The organism is Sphaerospermopsis torques-reginae ITEP-024 (genome assembly GCF_019598945.1).
GTDB lineage: Bacteria > Cyanobacteriota > Cyanobacteriia > Cyanobacteriales > Nostocaceae > Sphaerospermopsis.
In genome coordinates, this window is sequence record NZ_CP080598.1 from 4,959,536 (window position 1) to 4,979,446 (window position 19,911).

The 19,911-nt window shown below is 36.3% G+C and carries 23 protein-coding genes; 12 read left to right on the forward strand and 11 right to left on the reverse strand.

The features are described from left to right. Positions 1-6 precede the first annotated feature (6 nt). The 7 genes from K2F26_RS23010 to K2F26_RS23040 form a co-directional block, all read right to left on the reverse strand. Positions 7-480, reverse strand: coding sequence for a DUF29 domain-containing protein (locus K2F26_RS23010; protein ID WP_220609638.1), 474 nt, complete (start codon positions 478-480; stop codon positions 7-9). Between the two features lie 143 nt (positions 481-623). Further along, positions 624-914 (reverse strand): DUF2442 domain-containing protein, encoded by a 291-nt coding sequence (locus K2F26_RS23015; protein ID WP_220609639.1) that lies wholly within the window; start codon positions 912-914, stop codon positions 624-626. 3 nt (positions 915-917) lie between these two features. Further along, a complete protein-coding gene (locus K2F26_RS23020; protein WP_220609640.1) occupies positions 918-1,178 on the reverse strand; it encodes a DUF4160 domain-containing protein in 261 nt (86 codons plus the stop codon). 150 nt (positions 1,179-1,328) lie between these two features. Beyond that, the gene (locus tag K2F26_RS23025; protein ID WP_220609641.1) at positions 1,329-2,732 is read right to left on the reverse strand and encodes a ferredoxin:protochlorophyllide reductase (ATP-dependent) subunit N; all 1,404 of its coding nucleotides are present in this window, start codon (positions 2,730-2,732) and stop codon (positions 1,329-1,331) included. Positions 2,733-2,914: 182 nt separating this feature from the next. Next, positions 2,915-3,697 (reverse strand): DUF5331 domain-containing protein, encoded by a 783-nt coding sequence (locus tag K2F26_RS23030; RefSeq protein ID WP_220609642.1) that lies wholly within the window; start codon positions 3,695-3,697, stop codon positions 2,915-2,917. 31 nt (positions 3,698-3,728) lie between these two features. Beyond that, complete coding sequence (bchL, locus tag K2F26_RS23035; RefSeq protein ID WP_220609643.1) at positions 3,729-4,595, reverse strand: ferredoxin:protochlorophyllide reductase (ATP-dependent) iron-sulfur ATP-binding protein; 867 nt, start codon at positions 4,593-4,595, stop codon at positions 3,729-3,731. 587 nt (positions 4,596-5,182) lie between these two features. After that, positions 5,183-5,443, reverse strand: a complete 261-nt coding sequence (locus tag K2F26_RS23040) for a TIGR02450 family Trp-rich protein (RefSeq protein WP_220609644.1) — start codon at positions 5,441-5,443, stop codon at positions 5,183-5,185. Positions 5,444-6,043: 600 nt separating this feature from the next. On the opposite strand from K2F26_RS23040, the gene clpB reads away from it, so the two are divergent. After that, a complete protein-coding gene (gene clpB / locus K2F26_RS23045) occupies positions 6,044-8,662 on the forward strand; it encodes an ATP-dependent chaperone ClpB (protein WP_220609645.1) in 2,619 nt (872 codons plus the stop codon). A gap of 298 nt (positions 8,663-8,960) precedes the next feature. Then, positions 8,961-9,179 (forward strand): hypothetical protein, encoded by a 219-nt coding sequence (locus K2F26_RS23050; RefSeq protein WP_194053783.1) that lies wholly within the window; start codon positions 8,961-8,963, stop codon positions 9,177-9,179. 425 nt (positions 9,180-9,604) lie between these two features. On the opposite strand, the gene K2F26_RS23055 is transcribed toward K2F26_RS23050, so the two are convergent. Further along, positions 9,605-10,168 (reverse strand): SRPBCC family protein, encoded by a 564-nt coding sequence (locus K2F26_RS23055; RefSeq protein ID WP_220609646.1) that lies wholly within the window; start codon positions 10,166-10,168, stop codon positions 9,605-9,607. Positions 10,169-10,533: 365 nt separating this feature from the next. On the opposite strand from K2F26_RS23055, the gene K2F26_RS23060 reads away from it, so the two are divergent. The 4 genes from K2F26_RS23060 (at position 10,534) to lpxD (ending at position 13,417) form a co-directional block, all read left to right on the forward strand. Further along, positions 10,534-10,728: a hypothetical protein gene (locus K2F26_RS23060; protein WP_096572303.1), complete on the forward strand. Its 195-nt coding sequence runs from the start codon at positions 10,534-10,536 to the stop codon at positions 10,726-10,728. A gap of 112 nt (positions 10,729-10,840) precedes the next feature. After that, positions 10,841-11,005, forward strand: a complete 165-nt coding sequence (rd, locus tag K2F26_RS23065) for a rubredoxin (protein WP_194053785.1) — start codon at positions 10,841-10,843, stop codon at positions 11,003-11,005. Positions 11,006-11,032: 27 nt separating this feature from the next. Continuing rightward, entirely contained in the window at positions 11,033-12,295 is a 1,263-nt protein-coding gene (locus K2F26_RS23070) for a BaiN/RdsA family NAD(P)/FAD-dependent oxidoreductase (protein ID WP_220609647.1), read from the forward strand. A gap of 69 nt (positions 12,296-12,364) precedes the next feature. Beyond that, positions 12,365-13,417 carry a UDP-3-O-(3-hydroxymyristoyl)glucosamine N-acyltransferase gene (gene lpxD / locus K2F26_RS23075; RefSeq protein ID WP_220609648.1) on the forward strand — a complete coding sequence of 351 codons (1,053 nt, stop codon included), beginning with the start codon at positions 12,365-12,367 and terminating at the stop codon, positions 13,415-13,417. 64 nt (positions 13,418-13,481) lie between these two features. Here lpxD and K2F26_RS23080 read toward each other — a convergent pair whose 3' ends face one another. Further along, entirely contained in the window at positions 13,482-13,994 is a 513-nt protein-coding gene (locus tag K2F26_RS23080; protein WP_220609649.1) for a DUF29 family protein, read from the reverse strand. Between the two features lie 120 nt (positions 13,995-14,114). Between K2F26_RS23080 and K2F26_RS23085 the strand changes: the two genes are divergently transcribed. Next, positions 14,115-15,581, forward strand: coding sequence for a YcjF family protein (locus K2F26_RS23085; protein WP_246605465.1), 1,467 nt, complete (start codon positions 14,115-14,117; stop codon positions 15,579-15,581). 211 nt (positions 15,582-15,792) lie between these two features. Next, the gene (locus tag K2F26_RS23090) at positions 15,793-15,999 is read left to right on the forward strand and encodes a hypothetical protein (protein ID WP_096572883.1); all 207 of its coding nucleotides are present in this window, start codon (positions 15,793-15,795) and stop codon (positions 15,997-15,999) included. A gap of 106 nt (positions 16,000-16,105) precedes the next feature. Here the strand turns inward: K2F26_RS23090 and K2F26_RS23095 are convergent, their stop codons facing one another. Then, positions 16,106-16,585: a hypothetical protein gene (locus K2F26_RS23095; RefSeq protein ID WP_246605466.1), complete on the reverse strand. Its 480-nt coding sequence runs from the start codon at positions 16,583-16,585 to the stop codon at positions 16,106-16,108. Positions 16,586-16,677: 92 nt separating this feature from the next. Between K2F26_RS23095 and K2F26_RS23100 the strand changes: the two genes are divergently transcribed. Together K2F26_RS23100 and K2F26_RS23105 are read left to right on the forward strand one after the other, a co-directional pair. Then, on the forward strand, positions 16,678-16,887 hold the full coding sequence (locus tag K2F26_RS23100; RefSeq protein ID WP_220609651.1) for a hypothetical protein: 210 nt from the start codon (positions 16,678-16,680) through the stop codon (positions 16,885-16,887). Further along, positions 16,871-17,056: a type IV toxin-antitoxin system AbiEi family antitoxin gene (locus K2F26_RS23105; RefSeq protein WP_220609652.1), complete on the forward strand. Its 186-nt coding sequence runs from the start codon at positions 16,871-16,873 to the stop codon at positions 17,054-17,056. The genes K2F26_RS23100 and K2F26_RS23105 overlap by 17 nt, the downstream gene beginning before the upstream one ends. A 158-nt stretch (positions 17,057-17,214) precedes the next feature. On the opposite strand, the gene K2F26_RS23110 is transcribed toward K2F26_RS23105, so the two are convergent. Beyond that, the gene (locus K2F26_RS23110) at positions 17,215-17,469 is read right to left on the reverse strand and encodes a hypothetical protein (RefSeq protein WP_220609653.1); all 255 of its coding nucleotides are present in this window, start codon (positions 17,467-17,469) and stop codon (positions 17,215-17,217) included. 298 nt (positions 17,470-17,767) lie between these two features. On the opposite strand from K2F26_RS23110, the gene K2F26_RS23115 reads away from it, so the two are divergent. Together K2F26_RS23115 and deoC are read left to right on the forward strand one after the other, a co-directional pair. Further along, positions 17,768-18,889, forward strand: a complete 1,122-nt coding sequence (locus tag K2F26_RS23115) for a DNA cytosine methyltransferase (RefSeq protein WP_220609654.1) — start codon at positions 17,768-17,770, stop codon at positions 18,887-18,889. A 302-nt stretch (positions 18,890-19,191) separates the two neighbouring features. Beyond that, a complete protein-coding gene (deoC, locus tag K2F26_RS23120) occupies positions 19,192-19,881 on the forward strand; it encodes a deoxyribose-phosphate aldolase (protein WP_220609655.1) in 690 nt (229 codons plus the stop codon). The last annotated feature ends 30 nt before the right edge of the window (positions 19,882-19,911 follow it).

Genomic DNA, 19,911 nt, shown 5'->3' on the forward strand with positions numbered 1-19,911 from the left:
GGAATATTATAACATATCTCCATAAAAATCATCATCTAATAACTGTTCTAAAGTAAAAGGTAAATCAAGAGGATAATCAGATTCATCTGGTTTTCTCACGCCAAACTTAGCATTTTTACCTTCTTTAATTGCCAGTTTTCGAGCATCAGTATAAGCTACAGAAATTACCTCATCGAGATAATTTTTAAATGAAGGATTTTCTTGTAAATCTTTTTTAATTCTAAAACGATGTTCAGTAATAGAACTGTACCAACTACCTTTCATCATTTCCGGTGCATCAGATTGAACAATTAACTTGAGTAAATGAGCAATTAAAATTGTTAAATTACTCAAGAAAGACCGTTTTTCTGATTTACCCATATCTTCTAATTCTAACAGCAAATGCTCCCAATCAATATCATGAAAATGCTTTTCTTTGATTTGTGTAACGAGAGTTTCTCGCCACAAATTAAAATCTTGTTCATAGAGTTGATGATTCATATACCTCTATCCACTAAATTAAAACCATAACACCAATTATAACACCTCTCTTCCTCTGCGTCCTCTGCGCCTCTGCGTGAGAAAACAAAAAAAGGACGAACCCCAAAAGATCCGCCCCAAAATGCCGAATAAAATCCAAAAATTTAAACTTTGACTGAATCAAATTTATTTCCATGATAGCTAGAAATAGCTTCACCAGTAATTACGGAATAAAGAACATCAGGATCTAAATCTGCGCCATTATCCCAATAAATTGTTCCCCATTCAGGGTTAACTTTCACAGTTTTAAAATATTCTATATCCCGTAAAGGTTGAAAAACACCAGTAAATTCAATTAATTGACTAACATCAATAATACCTTCTTTTCCATCTTCAAATTTCAGATAGAGTTGATAGTTATCTTGAGGAATGACTTCTATAATATCTTGCAGCATAATTTATTCCAATGGTTCTATTTTTTCTAAAGAATTATTTTGTCTAGCCAAGTTCCAGTTTTTTAAAAGTTCTGATTTGTGCATTGCTGCCCATTCAATTACTAAACCTAAAACTCTAGGACTCAGTTTACCTTCTAAAATTGATAATGTTTCTATATCAATAATTGCCTTTTGTTGATTATAACGAACATGAAAATGTGGTAGAGGATGATCATTATAATACATAGTAATAATAATTCCTAAAAAACGGCAGATTTCCGGCATGACATCACCTGATCATGTATTTCTTGTAATTTGAATTATCACATTATAGCATATTCTCTTCTTTCGTCCCTTCGTCCCTTCGTGGTTCAATAAAAAAAAGGACAAACCCCAAAAGATTCGCCCCAAAATTGCCAAAGAACACGCAAAACTTTAAACCTTAGCTTCCTCCCTTACCAACTTATCCCAACCCAAATCCTTCAAATTATTATTCCTTCTTAAAGGACGAGTTACCAACTCCAAAATATCCCGCGCATTACCAAAACCATGAATCTGTGCAAACGTAAACTCCACAGACCACTTAGTATTAATACCCCGCGCTTCTAAAGGATTTGCATGAGACATACCAGTAATTACCAAATCAGGTTTTAACTCATAAATTCTTTGCACCTGATTATAATTATCCGGTTTTTCCACAATCCTTGGTAAAGGAACATTCATTTCCTGACAAGTCTTTTCTAACAAAGCTAACTCCGCAGCTTGATAGCGTTTATCCATGTAAGGAATACCGATTTCTGGAACAGTCATTCCACAACGAACCAAAAACCGAGCTAAAGAAATTTCCAACAAATTATCACCCATGAAAAACACAGATTTACCGCGAATTAATTTCACGTAATCTTCTAAATTTTCCCAAATCTGCGCTTCTCTTTCATCTAAACCTTTGGGTGTAATGCCAAAAACAGAACAGATTTTTTCTACCCATGCACGAGTTCCATCTGGACCAATGGGAAATGGTGCGCCTATTAATTTACATTTTCTGCGTCTCATTAAAGTTGTTGCAGTACGACTTAAAAAAGGATTCACACCAGCAACATAATAACCTTCTTCTAAAACAGGTAATTCTGTAAATCTTTTTGCAGGTAGCCAACCAGAAACTTTAATTCCTTGTTTCTTCAATTCTAAAGTTAATTGAGTAACAACTGGATCAGGTAAAGAACCGAATAAAACCAAAGGTGGATGATCTACATATTCTGATTCTTCCTGTACAACATCTTCCTTTTTCTTGCCAAAATGTAATAACTTTTGAATTGCATTCCGTTCATTTTTTTCTGTTTCTGTAATCGGTGCTTGATCAGGACAACGATTAGCCATTGCAGCTAAAACCGTATCTTCTCCCTGAGTAAAAGCATAATCCAAACCATTAGCGCGAGCAACAACAATAGGAATACCAATTTCCGCTTCTAACTTGGGGGCTAAACCTTCCAAGTCCATTTTAATAATTTCCGTGGTACAAGTACCAATCCAAACGATAACACTAGGATTGCGATCGCGTTTAATTTGCTCACACAATCTTTTCAATTCTTGATAATCATTTAACTGAGCCGAAATATCACCTTCTTCTAACTCAGCCATCGCATAACGGGGTTCAGCAAAAATCATCACCCCCATCGCATTTTGCAGAAAATAACCGCAAGTTTTTGTACCAATTACTAAAAAGAAACTATCTTCAATTTTTTGATATAACCAAGCCACACAACTAATCGGGCAAAAAGTATGATAATTACCAGTTTCACATTCAAAATTTAAAGCGGTATTTTCTGTAACGATAGTCATTGTAATCTTCTCCCCTTAATTTTTAATGCTTACAAGTCAGGAGTCAGGTGACAGGAGTTTTTTATTTTGGATTTTGGATTTTGGATTTTGGATTGTTTTTGTTATCTCCAATCTAAAATCTAAAATCTAAAATTTTCTTCCCCAGTCCCCAGTCCCCAGTCCCCAGTCACCTATTCACTGATTTAATTGTTGGGGAAGAGACGAGCCATTTCTGACTCATCAAAAACCTCAGATGGTAATTCTTCACCTAAAAGGTTATTATTTTCTTCACCCTTTTCTAGAGATGAATCATCTCCCCAGACATCAGAAATCACATCACTAAATGCACTTTCATTTTCTTGATTTAAATTATCAAATCCATTGTCATTAGATAGATTGAAATTATCTAAATCCTGATCTTCTTTATCCTCTGTCAAACTGATTGAATCAAAGGACATTTCAGTAAATTCACTCACTCCTTCTACAATCGATGCTGGTTCAAACTCCGCTGATAAACTTTGAGCAGATACATAACCTGCATTAAACCCATCCTCAGTTTTTAGTGAATCTTTTTCTTCCCACTGATGATTATGTAAATCAATAACACTAAAATCAGCAATTGCTGATGGTTGGGGTTCAGAAATGTATTCTGTAGCTGTTTCGGAAGCACGAGAGTACATTTCTGGTTCTTTTGTAGGACTCAAACGATTACCAAGAACAATATCTGGGTCAAAATGTAACCCAAGCAGGTCAATCAAAGTATCAGCATCGGGATTTAATTTGGCAAAAGGAAACATCAACTGGGCTAATCTAGGTTCCAGGGCATTGACTACCCCCAGAATCAGGTAAGAGGAAGGGCGCTTCCCACCATCGGGTGTATAAACCGATTCCACTGCCATTTGGAGAATAATCCAGTCACGGTTGACCTGAAAGAACTGTAACCACTTTTGTTTGATTGAATCCGTCAAACTATCAAAGAAGGCCATAGTCTCCCCCATCCTGAAGAGGTAAATTGTTTTATACAATCATCAAGTCTAATTCCTCTTCCGGATTTGTTACCTGTGGTTTACCCGGATTTAAATAAAAATCTGACAAAAGTGAAAAAAGTTCACGATCAGGGGCATCGTTAGGAACAACACCTTCAGGAAGCGCTAATATCTGATCAGCTACACTAAGGTAATAGTCACAAACGTATCTCAGGGAAGGATCTGATTCTGCCATTTCAAAAAGTGTTTTTCCTTTAACACGGGAAACACGAATATCTTCTATTAAAGGTAATACTTCTAAAACTGGCATTGGTACGGCTTCTACGTACTTATCAATTAAGTCACGTTTAGCAGTACGATTACCGATTAACCCCGCTAGTCTCAGGGGGTGAGTTCTGGCTTTTTCACGGACGGAAGCAGCGATGCGGTTAGCAGCAAATAAGGCATCAAAACCGTTGTCTGTAACGATCATACAGTAGTCGGCATAGTTCAAAGGTGCTGCAAAACCACCACAAACCACATCACCGAGAACGTCAAATAAAATTACGTCATATTCATCAAAAGCGTTAAGTTCTTTTAAGAGTTTGACTGTTTCACCTACCACATAACCGCCACATCCCGCACCTGCTGGCGGTCCACCGGCTTCCACGCAGTCAACTCCACCATAGCCTTTATAAATCACATCCTCTGGCCAAACATCTTCGTAGTGATAGTCTTTCTCTTGCAGGGTGTCGATGATGGTAGGAATCAAAAACCCGGTTAGGGTAAAGGTGCTGTCGTGTTTGGGGTCACAACCAATTTGCAGCACTTTTTTACCCCGTTTAGCTAGGGCTACGGATATATTACAGCTGGTTGTAGATTTACCGATACCGCCTTTTCCATACACTGCTAATTTCATTTTTCCTTACCTCTTATAGTTTCTTTTCTTAGCTCGTACCTTTACCCAGCACTCAACCAGTTAGATGTGTGAGGTCTGTGAGTGCCATTATTGTGCAAATTCCTAGAAAAGCAAAGGGTCTAAAAATCAGAAAATCAAAGATAATTGATTTCTTACAACGATATTTTTATATATAAAGCTTAAATAAACTTTAAAATCTCGAAAAAATCTTAAAAACCTCATTTATTCATATTTTTAAACTTTTTATATAAAAAAAGTTACAAAAGACAAATTAGATAAAATACTATTTTATTAATGGTTTCCATAGAATTATTCAATCATGGCTCAAGTTTATTAAGCAGCAAATAAGATGTTATTGCTGATGAGCATAACTATCGTCAGTGCATACCAGGAGAATAGACTTGAGATTTGAGAGAGGAGATAAAAGGATATAAATTTAGGGTTTTTGGGGCGGGAAGAAAACAAAAGTAATCTGCATCTATCTTTGATCTCTGAGTATCTGCGATTATTGTTGTTAATTAATATTAAATATTCAAATATCTGAGAAAAGTTAATCAAATCATGACATAGTTAAATTTTATGTATAATCATGTGTAATTATTAATTTTTTCCAGATCATTAATTTCCTGTAAAGATTGCCAGCCTGCGTGCCATTGAGAGTTATCCTGTAATAACTTGGCATTGATCCAAAAACGCACATTAGGATCACAAGCAGCTACCATTTCCGCATAGACCCATTTACCCTGATTTTTACGGTTAACAACCTGAAAATGTCGCCAACCATCAACTTTTTGCTGTGCTGTCCACTTAGAACCCAGTAAATGAGGAAACTTTTGTTTTTTGGGCATTGGTAATTGGTGATTGGGGACTGGTGATTGGTAAAAATTAAAAAATTAATATAATTTATTGAACACCCAAACATCATACCAATAATATGGTAAACACATACTTGTATTTATAGACGCTCTTCTCTGCTACTCTGCGCCTCTGCGTGAAACAAAAAGCATTAAGCAAAATTAGACAAAAAAGAAAAACTTTCACCAAGGTTTTACTTATTTTTTAACTTATAATTTACCCTTGGATTTTACACATATCATACCACAAAAATCTTGTGTGTCAATATCAATCCTGAAACGACGGAAACTCGTTAGTAATTGACATATATTCTCAAGATTATTGAGAATAAAGGGGGATTATTGTCAATAAACCACATCGCACACTTTTTTTCCAGATCAGAGATTTAAAAAACTTATATATTATTGAGGTGACAGGTGATAGGTGACAGGTGACAGTAAATAATTAATTAATTATCAATTACTCATGACCAGCTTAAACTAAATAACTGATGACTTGGGATAATACTACATAATGAGGATGAGAAGACCGATCCAGAAAAAGGCTAGGGTATTTTTACAATGACGATATGAGAGTGAATTTTCAAAAAAACTATGCAACCGACTGATCCGAACAAATTTACAGAAAAAGCCTGGGAAGCGATCGCGCAAACACCAGAGATTGCTAAACAATACCAGCAGCAGCAACTAGAAAGCGAACATTTAATGAAAGCACTGCTGGAGCAGGATGGACTTGCTAACGCTATTTTTACTAAAGCCGGTGCAAACATCCCCAAAATCAGAGATTACACAGAACAATTTATTTCCCGTCAACCCAAAGTATCAGGAAGTAGCACATCTGTATATTTGGGTAAAAGTTTAGATACATTATTAGACAGATCGGAAAAATATCGCCAAGAATTTAAAGATGAATATATTTCCGTAGAACATATATTATTAGGATATGCTAAAGATGACAGACTTGGTAAAAGTCTACTGCAAGAAATTGGTTTAGACGAAGGCAAATTAAAGAATACTATTAAACAAATTCGTGGGAGTCAGAAAGTGACAGATCAAAGTCCAGAAGGAAAATATCAATCTTTAGAAAAATACGGACGTGACTTAACAGAAGCAGCACGTCAAGGAAAATTAGATCCGGTAATTGGTCGGGATGATGAAATTAGAAGAACCATTCAAATTCTTTCTCGGAGAACAAAAAATAATCCTGTATTAATTGGTGAACCTGGAGTTGGAAAAACCGCCATTGCGGAAGGTTTAGCACAGCGAATAGTTGCGGGTGACGTTCCCCAATCTTTGAAAGATAGAAAACTAATTGCTTTAGATATGGGGGCGTTAATTGCCGGGGCAAAATTTAGAGGTGAATTTGAAGAAAGACTGAAAGCAGTATTAAAAGAGGTTACCGAATCTGGTGGAAATATTGTATTATTTATAGATGAAATTCATACCGTTGTCGGTGCAGGTGCAACCCAAGGGGCGATGGATGCAGGTAACTTATTAAAACCCATGTTAGCACGGGGTGAACTGCGTTGTATTGGGGCGACAACTTTAGATGAATATCGTAAATATATAGAAAAAGATGCTGCTTTAGAAAGACGCTTCCAACAAGTTTATGTAGATCAGCCAGATGTGGCAGATACGATTTCAATTTTACGGGGTTTAAAAGAACGGTATGAAGTGCATCACGGGGTAAAAATTTCCGATAGTTCCTTAGTTGCTGCTGCGACTTTATCGAGTAGATATATTAGCGATCGCTTCCTGCCAGATAAAGCTATTGACTTGGTAGATGAAGCTGCTGCTAGGTTGAAGATGGAAATTACATCCAAACCAGAAGAACTAGACGAAATTGATCGGAAAATTCTCCAATTAGAAATGGAGAAATTGTCCTTACAAAAAGAAAGTGATTTAGCTTCCCGTGAACGTTTGGAAAGACTAGAAAAAGAACTTGCCGACTTTAAAGAAGAACAACGCGCACTCAGCGCCCAATGGCAATCAGAAAAAGATATTATCACCAAAATTCAATCTATCAAAGAAGAAATTGATCGAGTTAACTTAGAAATTCAACAAGCAGAAAGAAACTATGATCTTAACCGTGCTGCTGAATTGAAATATGGTAAACTCACAGAATTACACCGACAATTAGAAACCGTAGAAAGGGAACTAGCTAACGCCCAAGGAACAGGAAAATCATTATTAAGAGAAGAAGTCACCGAAGCGGACATTGCCGAAATTATTTCTAAATGGACAGGTATTCCTATTAGTAAATTAGTGGAATCAGAAAAAGAAAAATTACTGCATTTAGAAGATGAATTACATCAGCGAGTAATTGGACAAAGTGAAGCTGTCACTGCTGTAGCTGACGCTATTCAACGTTCTCGCGCTGGACTTGCTGATCCTAACCGCCCCATTGCTAGTTTTATTTTCCTTGGACCAACGGGAGTTGGTAAAACAGAATTAGCTAAAGCTTTAGCTGCTTATATGTTTGATACAGAAGAAGCTTTAGTCAGAATTGATATGTCAGAATACATGGAGAAACACGCCGTTTCTCGGTTAATTGGTGCGCCTCCAGGTTATGTTGGTTATGAAGAAGGTGGACAATTAACAGAAGCTATTCGTCGTCGTCCTTACGCAGTAATTTTATTCGACGAAATTGAAAAAGCGCACCCCGATGTATTTAACATTTTCCTGCAAATTTTAGATGATGGTCGCGTTACCGACTCCCAAGGAAGAACGGTAGACTTCAAAAATACCATTATCATCATGACTAGTAACATCGGTTCTCAATATATTCTGGATGTTGCTGGGGATGATTCACGGTATGATGAAATGCGTCATCGAGTTATGGAAACAATGCGGAATAGTTTCCGTCCTGAGTTCTTGAACCGCATTGATGAAATTATCATCTTCCACGGTTTACAAAAATCAGAACTGCGGGAAATTGTGCAACTGCAAGTAGATAGACTCAGACAAAGATTAACTGATAAAAAAATGTCCCTGCGACTTGCTGGATCTGCACTAGACTTTTTAGCAGAAGTTGGTTATGATCCTGTATTTGGTGCGAGACCATTAAAACGTGCCATTCAAAGAGAGTTAGAAACCCAAATTGCTAAAGCTATTTTGCGGGGTGAATTTAATGACGGTGATACAATTTTTGTTGATGTGCAAAATGAACGTCTAGCTTTTAGTCGTTTACCAGTGGAAGTGTTTAGCAGTTAGTTTAATGTTAGTATTTAGCTATCAGTATTCAGCAGTCCGTGATTTACAGGTTATGCGAAAATCACCAATTGATAAGATACGAAGTTATCAAATATTCTGACTCTTGTACGGGTTTAGCACTGCTAAAAACCTACTGACTTCTGAATACTAAATACTGATAATTAAACTGTGGAGAAAAATTGAAAAACCTAGTTTTTAAAAACTTTTAAAGGCTAGAAATTAGTTCCCCGACTTTTCAAAAAGTTGGGGTTTTGAGTTATAAATCATCAAAATAAACCATATACTAGGAGTGTAATCTATGTCTTTAGAACAGGTTGAAAGTTTTTATGAAATGTTGAATTTAGAACCTGGTGTATATGAATTATATTATAAAAATTGCCGTCAACCCGGAGTTTTTGATAATTCTCACTGGGAAACAAAAAAAATAGTTAATTTCGCTGCTACTTTTGGCTATATTTTTACCGAAGAAGAATTAGAGGACTTTTGGTTTGCAACTGAACCTGTGAGCTTGTCCTAAGTTGACAATTTCATAGACAAAACCCTACTTATATTGACAAAAATCAATATATTTTCCGGAAAAAATCAACTACTTGATATATAATACGGTGATATCAAGTATTGAATTGAGACTATTGCCGACGCGAAAACCAAGCAATGATGGTGGTAGTCTTTTTCAGAAACTTAATTGGAACACAATCGCGTTGGGCTACAGCGTGAAAGTCTACAGAGGGATAACCGCTCCCATGCTCCCGTTGAAGTAGAAAGTAAAGTCTAGCTTTGTCTAGGTTTTATATTGCAGAGTAAGTCGTAAATAGGTGATTGGTGATTGGTGATTGGGAAAATACAAATAATTTCCTCTGCTCCCCAGTTTCTTCCCCAGTCCCTAGTCACCAGTCCCCAACAACCAAAATTCCAAAATAGCTTTTGCCTGTGACATTACTGTTATTGACTTAACATCAGCACTTGTCGCATTTTCCGCATATTTTCTGGTAATTCCAAGTTCATTGCTTGTTGAATAAAAATTGAGGGGATGGGAATATTCGGCGTTGCTTGCACTGTATAGGCTAACAAAGTTCCATTTCCCATGTCTTTAAGTTCTAAGTTGGCATGGAAATCTTCAAATGTCCCTTTTTCCATGCGAAATTGTATTTGCTGTCCTAAGACTTCAACAACGCTGAGATAAATTTCTACTTGGGCATTGAAAAATAAAAATGCTTTTTGTGCTGTTTGATATAGGCGCTTGACATCACCTTTGGTTATGATCTCGCTTTTTGTGACATCAGGGAAATATTGCACCCAACGGGGATAATCTGTAATCTGCTGCCAAACGTCGGAGCGAACTAAGGGTAAGTACATCCAAGCTGTGACAGCACCACCCCAGAGAGTATGCGATCTTGTTTGTAGCAAAATTTCACCTTGGATCAGTGACTTTTGTTTGTCTTGACTCCACAACATATCTAACCCTTTAGAACTTTGAATAGTTGATGAGATATCAGATACAGACATAGTGTTTTTCTCTACCCCTCAAACAATATTTATTAACCAAAAACTGAATCAAAAATTTAAATCTTCTAAAAAACCAGAGTTTGAAAGTTTCAACCAAGAAATTTCAGGATTTAAACCCACTCAATTTTAATTACAGTTCATTTTGTTGATTTTCTGGATATAATTTTATGGAAGTTGATTCTATCTACAAACTCTTACACCCTGTATTTAAATCTACCTGTTTGGCAGAAATGACTGACAGTATCATTTTTTCCGTCTTTCCCATTTTCTATTTCCTGCCCAAATAGATATGAACCTGCAACAAGTGGACATGATATAATTTTAAGTTAAACTGTAAGTTTTGCTGAAATTGCAAGGAAAATCCAGTGAATCAATCTTCATTAAATCGCAAATTAACTCAAATTTTAGGTATCCTTCTTGGTATGGGAATAGCCTTATGGATACTCAGAGGTTTGGGTATTCTCACTTTTATTCCTGGTGGTGTGATTTGGTTATTGTTGTTTGGGGCGTTGGGGTTAGGCATTTTCAGTTATTTTCAACGCAGATTATGGCGTTTTTAAGATCCGTCCTCGGCAATAAGCAAGTACATATAGATTGATATCAAAATATAAATATATGGAATACTATGGAATAGTGGAAAGCTGAACTAATTAGTTTTAGGGCGCAAAATCCATGCAAAAATATATATGTACTGTCTGTGGCTATATCTATGATCCTGAAGTTGGTGATCCTGATGGTGGGATAGAACCAGGAACAGTTTTTGAAGATATCCCAGAAGACTGGTTTTGTCCTGTTTGCGGTGCTGCAAAAGAGGATTTTACACTTTTTGAAGAGTAAAGTAAGATTATTGAAAGATTTTTAAAGTTGTTACCCTTGCAAATTGTAGTTATTGGTGGTGGGGCGGCGGGTTTTTTTGGTGCGATCGCCTGTGCTGAAGCTAACCCCCAAGCCCAAGTTACTTTAATTGAAGCCAGTCGTAAACCCCTGGCTAAAGTTCTCATTTCTGGTGGGGGAAGGTGCAACGTCACTCACGCTTGTTTTTCTCCTGAAGAGTTGGTGCAAAATTACCCTAGAGGTGGTAAAGCTTTGCGGGGTGCTTTTACTCGTTTCCAACCTCTTGACACCGTAGCTTGGTTTGCGGCTCATGGTGTAAATTTGAAAACTGAAGCTGATGGACGGATGTTTCCCATTACAGATCGTTCGGAAACCATTGTAGAATGTTTGATTAAAGCTGCTTTTAATGCTGGGCTAAAACTGAGTATTGGTAAGCCTGTAATTTCTGTAAAACGCCAAAATGAGGGTTTTGAAGTTATTTTCAAGTCGGGAGAAACGAAATATTGCGATAGCGAAGCGCTGCTGCAAGCAGATCGCCTAATTTTAGCTACAGGTAGCAGTTTAATAGGTTATAAAATCGCTAGAGAGTTAGGTCATCACATCGAAACCCCTGTTCCCTCTTTATTTACTTTTAACATTGCTGATCCAAAATTACGAGCATTGGCAGGAATTAGCGTTAATCCTGTAAGTTTGCGTTTATCAATTGCAGATCAAAAACCTTTACAACAAACAGGACCTTTATTAATCACTCATTGGGGTGTCAGTGGACCTGCGGTACTGAAACTTTCCGCTTGGGGTGCAAGAATACTCCATGAAAACCGCTATCAATGCAAATTATACATTAATTGGTTGCCCAACTTGCCACAAGAGGAAGTGAGACAAAGGCTTTTAGCGGTAAAACAGGAATGGGGCAAAAAAGCGATCGCTCTCCATCGTGGTGTTGACTTACCCCATCGACTGTGGCAATATCTAATTAGCCGTATAAGTATTACTACTGAAGACCGCTGGGCAGAAATATCTAACAAAACCTTAAATCAGTTAGTTCAAGAAATATCTCAGGGAGAATACTTAATTAGTGGTAAAGGAGTTTTCAAAGAAGAATTTGTCACCTGTGGGGGTGTCAACATCAAGGAGGTTAACTTTAAAACAATGGAAAGTAAGCTAGTTCCGGGTTTATACTTTGCTGGGGAAATATTGGATATTGATGGTATAACTGGCGGTTTTAACTTCCAAAGTGCTTGGACAACTGCATATTTAGCTGGACAGTCAATGACTCAAACGAGTAATTCCTAACTGTCACCAAACAAGATCAGAATTAAGGCATGATGATGATCAGAAACCTCAGATACTCAAAATTAAATCATGTTATTCAGCGAAATTGTTAGTAAATTAAACGACACTATTCAAGCTCACAGTCTCACCCCTAACCCGGAAGTAAACCCAGAAATTACCGGAGTTGCAGCTATAGATGAAGCGACAAACGGTACTATTACTTATGTGGAAGGGGCTAAATTTGCCTCTTTAGTTAATTCTACTGATGCTAGTGCCTTAATTTTACCCCTGGATGAAAAATTACACACTCAAGCTACAGAAAGGGGTATTGCTTGGTTAGCAACTCCCGAACCCCGGTTATTGTTTGCTCAAGCGATCGCTCTTTTTTATCAACCTTATCAACCTACCCCAGAAATTCATCCCAGTGCCGTTATTGACCCTACCGCCAAAATCGGTAATGATGTTTATATTGGCGCTCATGTTGTCATTTCTCCAGGTGCAGAAATTGGCAATGGTGTAATTATTCACCCCAACGTCGTGATTTATCCTGATGCCAAAATTGGCGATCGCACCACCTTACACGCTAACTGTACCATCCATGAACGTACCCAAATCGGTGCAGAATGCGTAATTCATAGCGGTGCTGTCATCGGTGCAGAAGGTTTTGGTTTTGTTCCCACTCGCACAGGTTGGTTAAAAATGGAACAATCTGGTTATACAGTTTTAGAAGATGGGGTAGAAATAGGTTGTAACAGTGCAGTTGATCGTCCCGCAGTCGGTGAAACCCGCATTGGCAAAAATACTAAAATTGACAACTTAGTACAAATCGGTCACGGTTGCCAAATCGGCTCAGGTTGTGCTATAGCTGGACAAGCGGGGATGGCCGGAGGTGTAAAAGTAGGAAACCGAGTCATTTTAGCCGGACAAAGCGGAATAGCAAACCAAGTAACAATTGGAGATGGGGCGATCGCCTCTGCTCAAACAGGTATTCATAACAATGTTGCACCAGGAGAAATCGTCTCTGGTACTCCTGCCGTACCACACAAATTATACCTGAAAGTATCTGCTATTTATAACCGTCTTCCAGAGATATATCAAACTTTCAAACAATTGCAACGTCAAATAGGGAAAAAGTCAGATTAATTTTTTTGTGGAACAGGCATCTTGCCTGTTTTGAATTGATAATATTTTACTATTTTTGATAATTTTAGCTATTGAACCAATCTTCGCCCCCTGGTAACTGAGCAAAATAATCATCCACAACATCAGGTAATTCCCTATTGGTATACCTATATGTCATTCCTAATAACTCAGTTGCATTTAATATCAACTGTGGTTTATTTAACATTTGGGAAATTTGTTTTCGTTTTAAAGTACCGTTCAAAACCTCTAAACTAGCATCCGCTATTGCTGGTGTCAGTTCATCTTCGAGGTAACTTTGCCATTCATCTTCATTGATATAATGAGATTTTTTATTATCTTTTAGATTGATTTTTTTGATTTCTATCAATGAATTACGAATAGAAGCAGCCCAAGAATTTGTTAATCTCTGCTCAATTTGATTTTTAATTAAATGAATCAACAGAATTTTTAAAAAAGCCTGGATATTACGTATAATTGCTTGTTTACTCATTCCCTCTAATTCATCAACAATTGCCAGAGCATCTGTGTAACGTCCTGCTAAAATGCTATTTCTGAGGTCAATTAATTCCTGTGTCATCTGTATTCACCTCAAACTATAAATAAGAGAATATTGATTCAGACAATCCTTAATTGTATTTTATAGTTAAATTTGTTCATTTGTCTAACTTGAATCAGCAGGTTTTGATATATTCTGGAGATGACACCATCAAAAGCGCGGAGAACCAGAATTGTGAAGTTACATAAACCAATATTAGTGGGAGGACTAGGTTTGTCCTTTTCCCTGTGGATGTTAGACACCTGGCATGATTCAATAGTACAGGTAGGAGAGTTTGGCCTGTTGAGTGCTTTAGCAGTTGGTGGGGGTTTGTGGTTGTTGCAGAAAAACCGCCCTCAGATTGGTGAACAGCTAGATAATATGGTTATAGATAGGTCATCTGTAGAAAATGCAGTCAATAAAACCCAAGCTATCATCAACCAACTCGCACAAGAAGCAGTCAACCATCCCAGCTTAACAACTTTACGTGAACAACTGGAACAATTACTTTTAGAGTTGGATAGACGAGAAATTCAAATTGCTGTGACAGGTGGTAAGTCTGTAGGTAAAAGTACAATTATTCAAACTCTCAAAAATGTAGAAACTTTATCTACAAACTCTCTACATTTTGTAGAAACAGCACCTTTATTTACAGGAATGAATGAAACTTCTGATGCAGTTACATTATCAGAACTGCAAAAATCTGATTTTGTTTTATTTCTTACCAATGGAGATTTAACAGATTCAGAATTTCAAGTTTTGCAACAATTAAAAGCTGTAAAACAATCAGTATTGCTGGTTTTTAATAAACAAGACCAGTATATAGTAGATGAACGCCCGACAATTTTGCAATCCTTGAAACAAAGAGTTTCTGGTAATGTAGTTGCAACTTCCGCTTCACCCTTACCTGTAAAAGTGAGAAAACATGAAACTGATGGTTCTGTGCAAGAATGGATGGAACAACCAACACCAAACATTCAAGAATTAACAGAAAAATTAGTTGAAGTTTTAACACAACAAAAACAGCAGTTAGTTTGTACAACAACAATGCGGAAAGTGCTGTTACTCAAAGCGGAAGCGAAAAATTGTTTAAATAGCATCAGACGCGATCGCTCAACACCCATCATAGAACAAAATCAGTGGATAGCTGCTGCTGCTGCTTTTGCTAACCCAGTTCCCGCATTAGACATATTAGCAACTGCGGCCATTAACGCGCAAATGGTAATGGACTTAGGTAATATTTATCAACAAAAAATTTCCTTAGAACAGGCGCAACAAGTAGCTGTCACTATGGGAAGCTTAATGTTGAAATTAGGATTAGTAGAATTATCTACTAGAGCAGTAACAGGTATTCTTAAAACTAATGCTGTCACCTTCGTTGCAGGGGGAGTAGTTGAAGGTGTGAGTGCTGCTTATTTAACCAAAGTTGCTGGTTTAAGTTTGGTTGAATATTTTGAACAGCAAGAAATAGCATTAGAAACAGGAACTGGTTTAAACCTGGAAAAATTACGCCAAGTTTTGCAAAATGTATTCCAGCAAAATCAAAAAATTGCTGTTTTGGAAGCATTTGTGAAACAAGGTGTGAAACGGTTATTACCAGAAACAAAACCAGTTGAAGTATTGGGATAATTTTGTACACAGAAATTACAAACCCGCTTGCAGTGGAGTTATTCCCAAATAAAAAGCGGGTTTTATTGTCAGAATTTAGCAGTCAGAAGTCAGAAGTCAAAATATTTTTTAAAGCACTCAAATTTCATGCGATTTTGAACATATTTATTTTTTTTTACGGTTTATGATAATATCTGTGATTTTCTCAGATGTTGACACTATTAGTAAATTTATGACACCTCAAGAATTTTTGGATAATTTAGCTACAGCAAAAACAGACTCAGAAAAACTCGTTGTTTTTGCAAGATACCTAGACACAACAGCATTAGATCATGCAACCACCCCCAGATGGAAAAGTTTAGCTTACAGTATGGAAATTCAATTTGCACTCAATAACCTTGCTTTTCATTTAGAAGCATTAGCTGAAAAAGCAAATTAATGATTGAAAATAATACTTAATAGGTATGATTTTTTTGTACCTATCAAGTAATTATATTTTTTGGTTAAACTCTCCTAAATACCTGATTTATCAATTCACAAATTCCTTAAAGCTGACGATAAACAGCAAATAAATAATCATTATATTTGTGTTCAACCTCAAGATTGGCAAACGCCCAAGCGACTGGATAAGGGTTTTGATATTCTCCTAAAATATTTATCTTGTGACAAACACCAGGAATTTTGGTTAAATATTTGTTGTTTAAAGGTGAATCACAAACAAATAAACCTCTAGCTGTGTATGTTGTACCTATGATATTTAAGCTATGATTAATTATGATTGCTACATAGTATTTATCATCAGCAGAATGCAGCACTTGAACTAAGTCATTATGAGTAATACCAAGTAAACGAGTAGGTAATTTAAAATCTGCGCTGGTATCTAAGGGGAGGTTTTGAGTCTTTACCCAAGTGATAATTTCTTGATGTTTTTTTAATGTTTTACGTTTTTGGAAAAAATATTTGACTTCGGTGAATAATTTAGTGATTGGGTATATTAGTTGTAGTGCGATTAATATCAAAGTCATGAATATTCTTTGGATTTTCAGCATTTTTTTACCCCTGGTTGTTATAATTGAGATTATAAAACATTTTAATTCAAGAATACTTGTAATATCCTATGCAACCTAAACATCCTTGGTTACAAAAATGTATACAAAAGTTGGAAGAATTACCTCAAATAGAGACAACAACAACTATAGAACCTTTCTTAGAAAACACTTTAGCGGATGGGTTGTTAACAATATATACGCCTCATAACCAAGTTAAATATTTAGTTGAAATTAAAGCATCCATCACTTTAGATACAGTTGATGCAAATATTAATTAATGGTAATAAAAATCAACCTAAATATAACTCATCTGAACCTGTAGCAGATCCGTTACTTATTCATGCAGAATTGTCTTTAAATCCAGATACAAGACTCAAAGAAACAGCTAAACGTTTGTACGAAAAATATATTATTGTCAGACAAGAAATTGCAGAAATTTCAAGATAAATATATTTCTGAATGTATACCTAAAACTTTAGATGATCAAGAATGGGATGAAACTTTTGATAAAATAGTGAAACGTTTTGCAGCATTGCAATATGGGTTCACTAATTTTTCTGAATGATTTATTGTTGTGAGTAAAACTTTTTTAAGGCGCTAATTAATCAAAAACTAGGTAAATCCTGATCTGAATATCCAGCACTAACTAAAGCAGGAGGAGTAGTATTAGCTTGCTTTTTAATGAGTTCTAGCAAAGCTTCATTACAACGTTCCGCAATTTCTGGATATTTATTTGCTATCCATTCAAGTTCTGTCACACCAGAAGGATCACTAATATCAATCCCCAGATTTACTAATTCTTCGGTATGTTGCAGTGCGAGATTGAAAATACCTTCAAAATCTATAAATTCTTCGTACATGATTATATTTTAGTAATCCACCAATTTTAGTATAGTTGAATCATCTCACGCAAAGGCGCAAAGACGCAAAGAGTTAAATTTTGCATTTTCCAACTAACCCGCCTACGATTGAAATCGTAGGCTAATAGCCAAAATCCACTAAAGTGGACTGAAAAGCAATCTGTAGTCTACTTTAGTAGACTTGATCTATGAGACTCTTAATTCATTCCCTGGCAGATTGTGGGATAATTAGAAGATGTGAATAAAAAACTATTTATGTTTTTATTTACGCTTATCAAAAAAACTTAGGGTTGTTTTCATGAGTAAAATTCCCACTATCTTCTCCTTCTTCTCCGGTTCAGGTTTCCTCGATTTAGGATTTGAAAATACAGGTTATAAAATCGCCTATGTTAACGAAATCTTCCCCCCTTTCATGTCTGCTTATCGCTATTCAAGGGAAATGCTTAAACTCCCATCTCCTGAATATGGATATCATGAAGGTGAAACAGCAGACGTAAGTAAATTAACAGAAGGAACACAAGCACAAAAATTAAATGAATTAGTCAAAGATTCCCGTAAATCAAATCATATAATAGGCTTTATTGGTGGTCCACCTTGTCCTGATTTTTCTGTCGGTGGTAAAAATAAAGGACATTTGGGAGATAATGGGAAATTATCGGAATCTTATATTGAGTTGATTTGTCAAAACTTACCTGATTTCTTTTTATTTGAAAATGTTAAGGGTTTATGGAGAACTAAAAAACATCGTTTATTTTATGAATCTTTGAAAATTAAATTACAAGAAGCAGGTTATATTTTAACAGAACGGTTAATTAATGCGATTGAATATGGTGTACCTCAAGATAGAGACAGAATTATTTTAATAGGTTTTAAAAATAATCTGCTCAATTATATGGAAATTGATAATTTTACCTTTCCTTGGGAAGAATATATTTTATATCCTCAAAATCAAGTGTTTGCATATCCTTGGATTAACAATGAACCCTTTAAAGAAAATTCTATCACCTATTGTCCTGATAATATTCCTCAAGAATTAACTGTTGAATATTGGTTTTTAAAAAATAATGTGCTTAATCATCCTAATTCAAAACATTATTTTCAACCACGAGCAGGTATCACTAAATTTTTAACTATTGCTGAAGGGGATGATTCAAAAAAGTCATTTAAACGTTTGCACCGATGGCGTTATTCTCCTACAGCTTGTTATGGAAATAATGAAGTACATTTACATCCTTACAAAGTGCGACGTATTTCTGTAGCTGAAGCTTTAGCTATTCAATCTTTACCCGCTAATTTTTCACTTCCAGAAAATATGTCACTTACGAATATGTTTAAAACCGTGGGTAATGGTGTTCCTTATTTAGCAGCAAAAGCATTAGCTCAAAGTATACTTGATTTTTTTTGTATTAAAAAGTATTAAAACAAATATTCAGGGAATAAATTCCCTGTCTGATAGCAAAAAAATAGCCAGGGAATAAATTCCCTGTCTAATAGCAAAAGTCGGTTAAAACCGACTATCTTTTTGAAGATAAATAATCTGAGAAAACTATTCCCTGAAAATTATTCTTTTCTTCCTTTGCTTCCTTTGCATCTTTGCGCCTTTGCGTGAAACACAAAAATTCTTACTCTCCTGACTCCTGAATTCTCCAAATATGATTTAATAGAGAAGAAACATCTTAAATTTTCATAAAGATTAATAATCCCTAACTGGCAGACTTAACAATGGCAGCAGACTACCCCAACATTGATATTGCGCCATTTATCGATCACTCCCTGCTATTACCAACTACTACCCCAGAGCAGGTTGAAAAATGGTGTGAAGAAGCATATAGATTTAATTTTGCAGCGGTTTGTATCCATCCCTGTTATGTCAAACAAGCTGCCCAACTGCTGCACAACAAAAACCCCCAAGTTTGTACTGTGATTGGTTTTCCTACTGGTAGCACGACTTCAGCCGTGAAGTTATATGAAGCGCAAGAAGCAGTGGAAAATGGTGCAACAGAGTTAGATTTGGTGATTAACTTAGGTTGGTTGAAAGCTGGTAAAAGCGAGGAAGTACACCGGGAAATTGCTACAATTTGTGAAGAAACTGGAAAACCTGTAAAGGTAATTTTAGAAACCAGTTTACTCACGGATGCAGAAAAAAAACTTGCAGCCGATATAGCGATGGATGCGGGTGCAGCATTCTTAAAAACCAGTACAGGTTGGAATGGAGGAGCAACTGTAGCCGATGTACGCCTATTAAAAGAAATAGCACGGGACAGGGTGGGAATTAAAGCATCAGGAGGGATTCGCACCCATAACGACGCTTTAGATTTAATTATGGCTGGTGCTACCAGATTAGGTACATCTCGCGGTATAGAGTTACTGCGTCAACGCGATCGCCAAGAAGAGGTGACAGATGAGAGGTGACAGGTGACAGGTGACAGAAAGCAAGGGTGG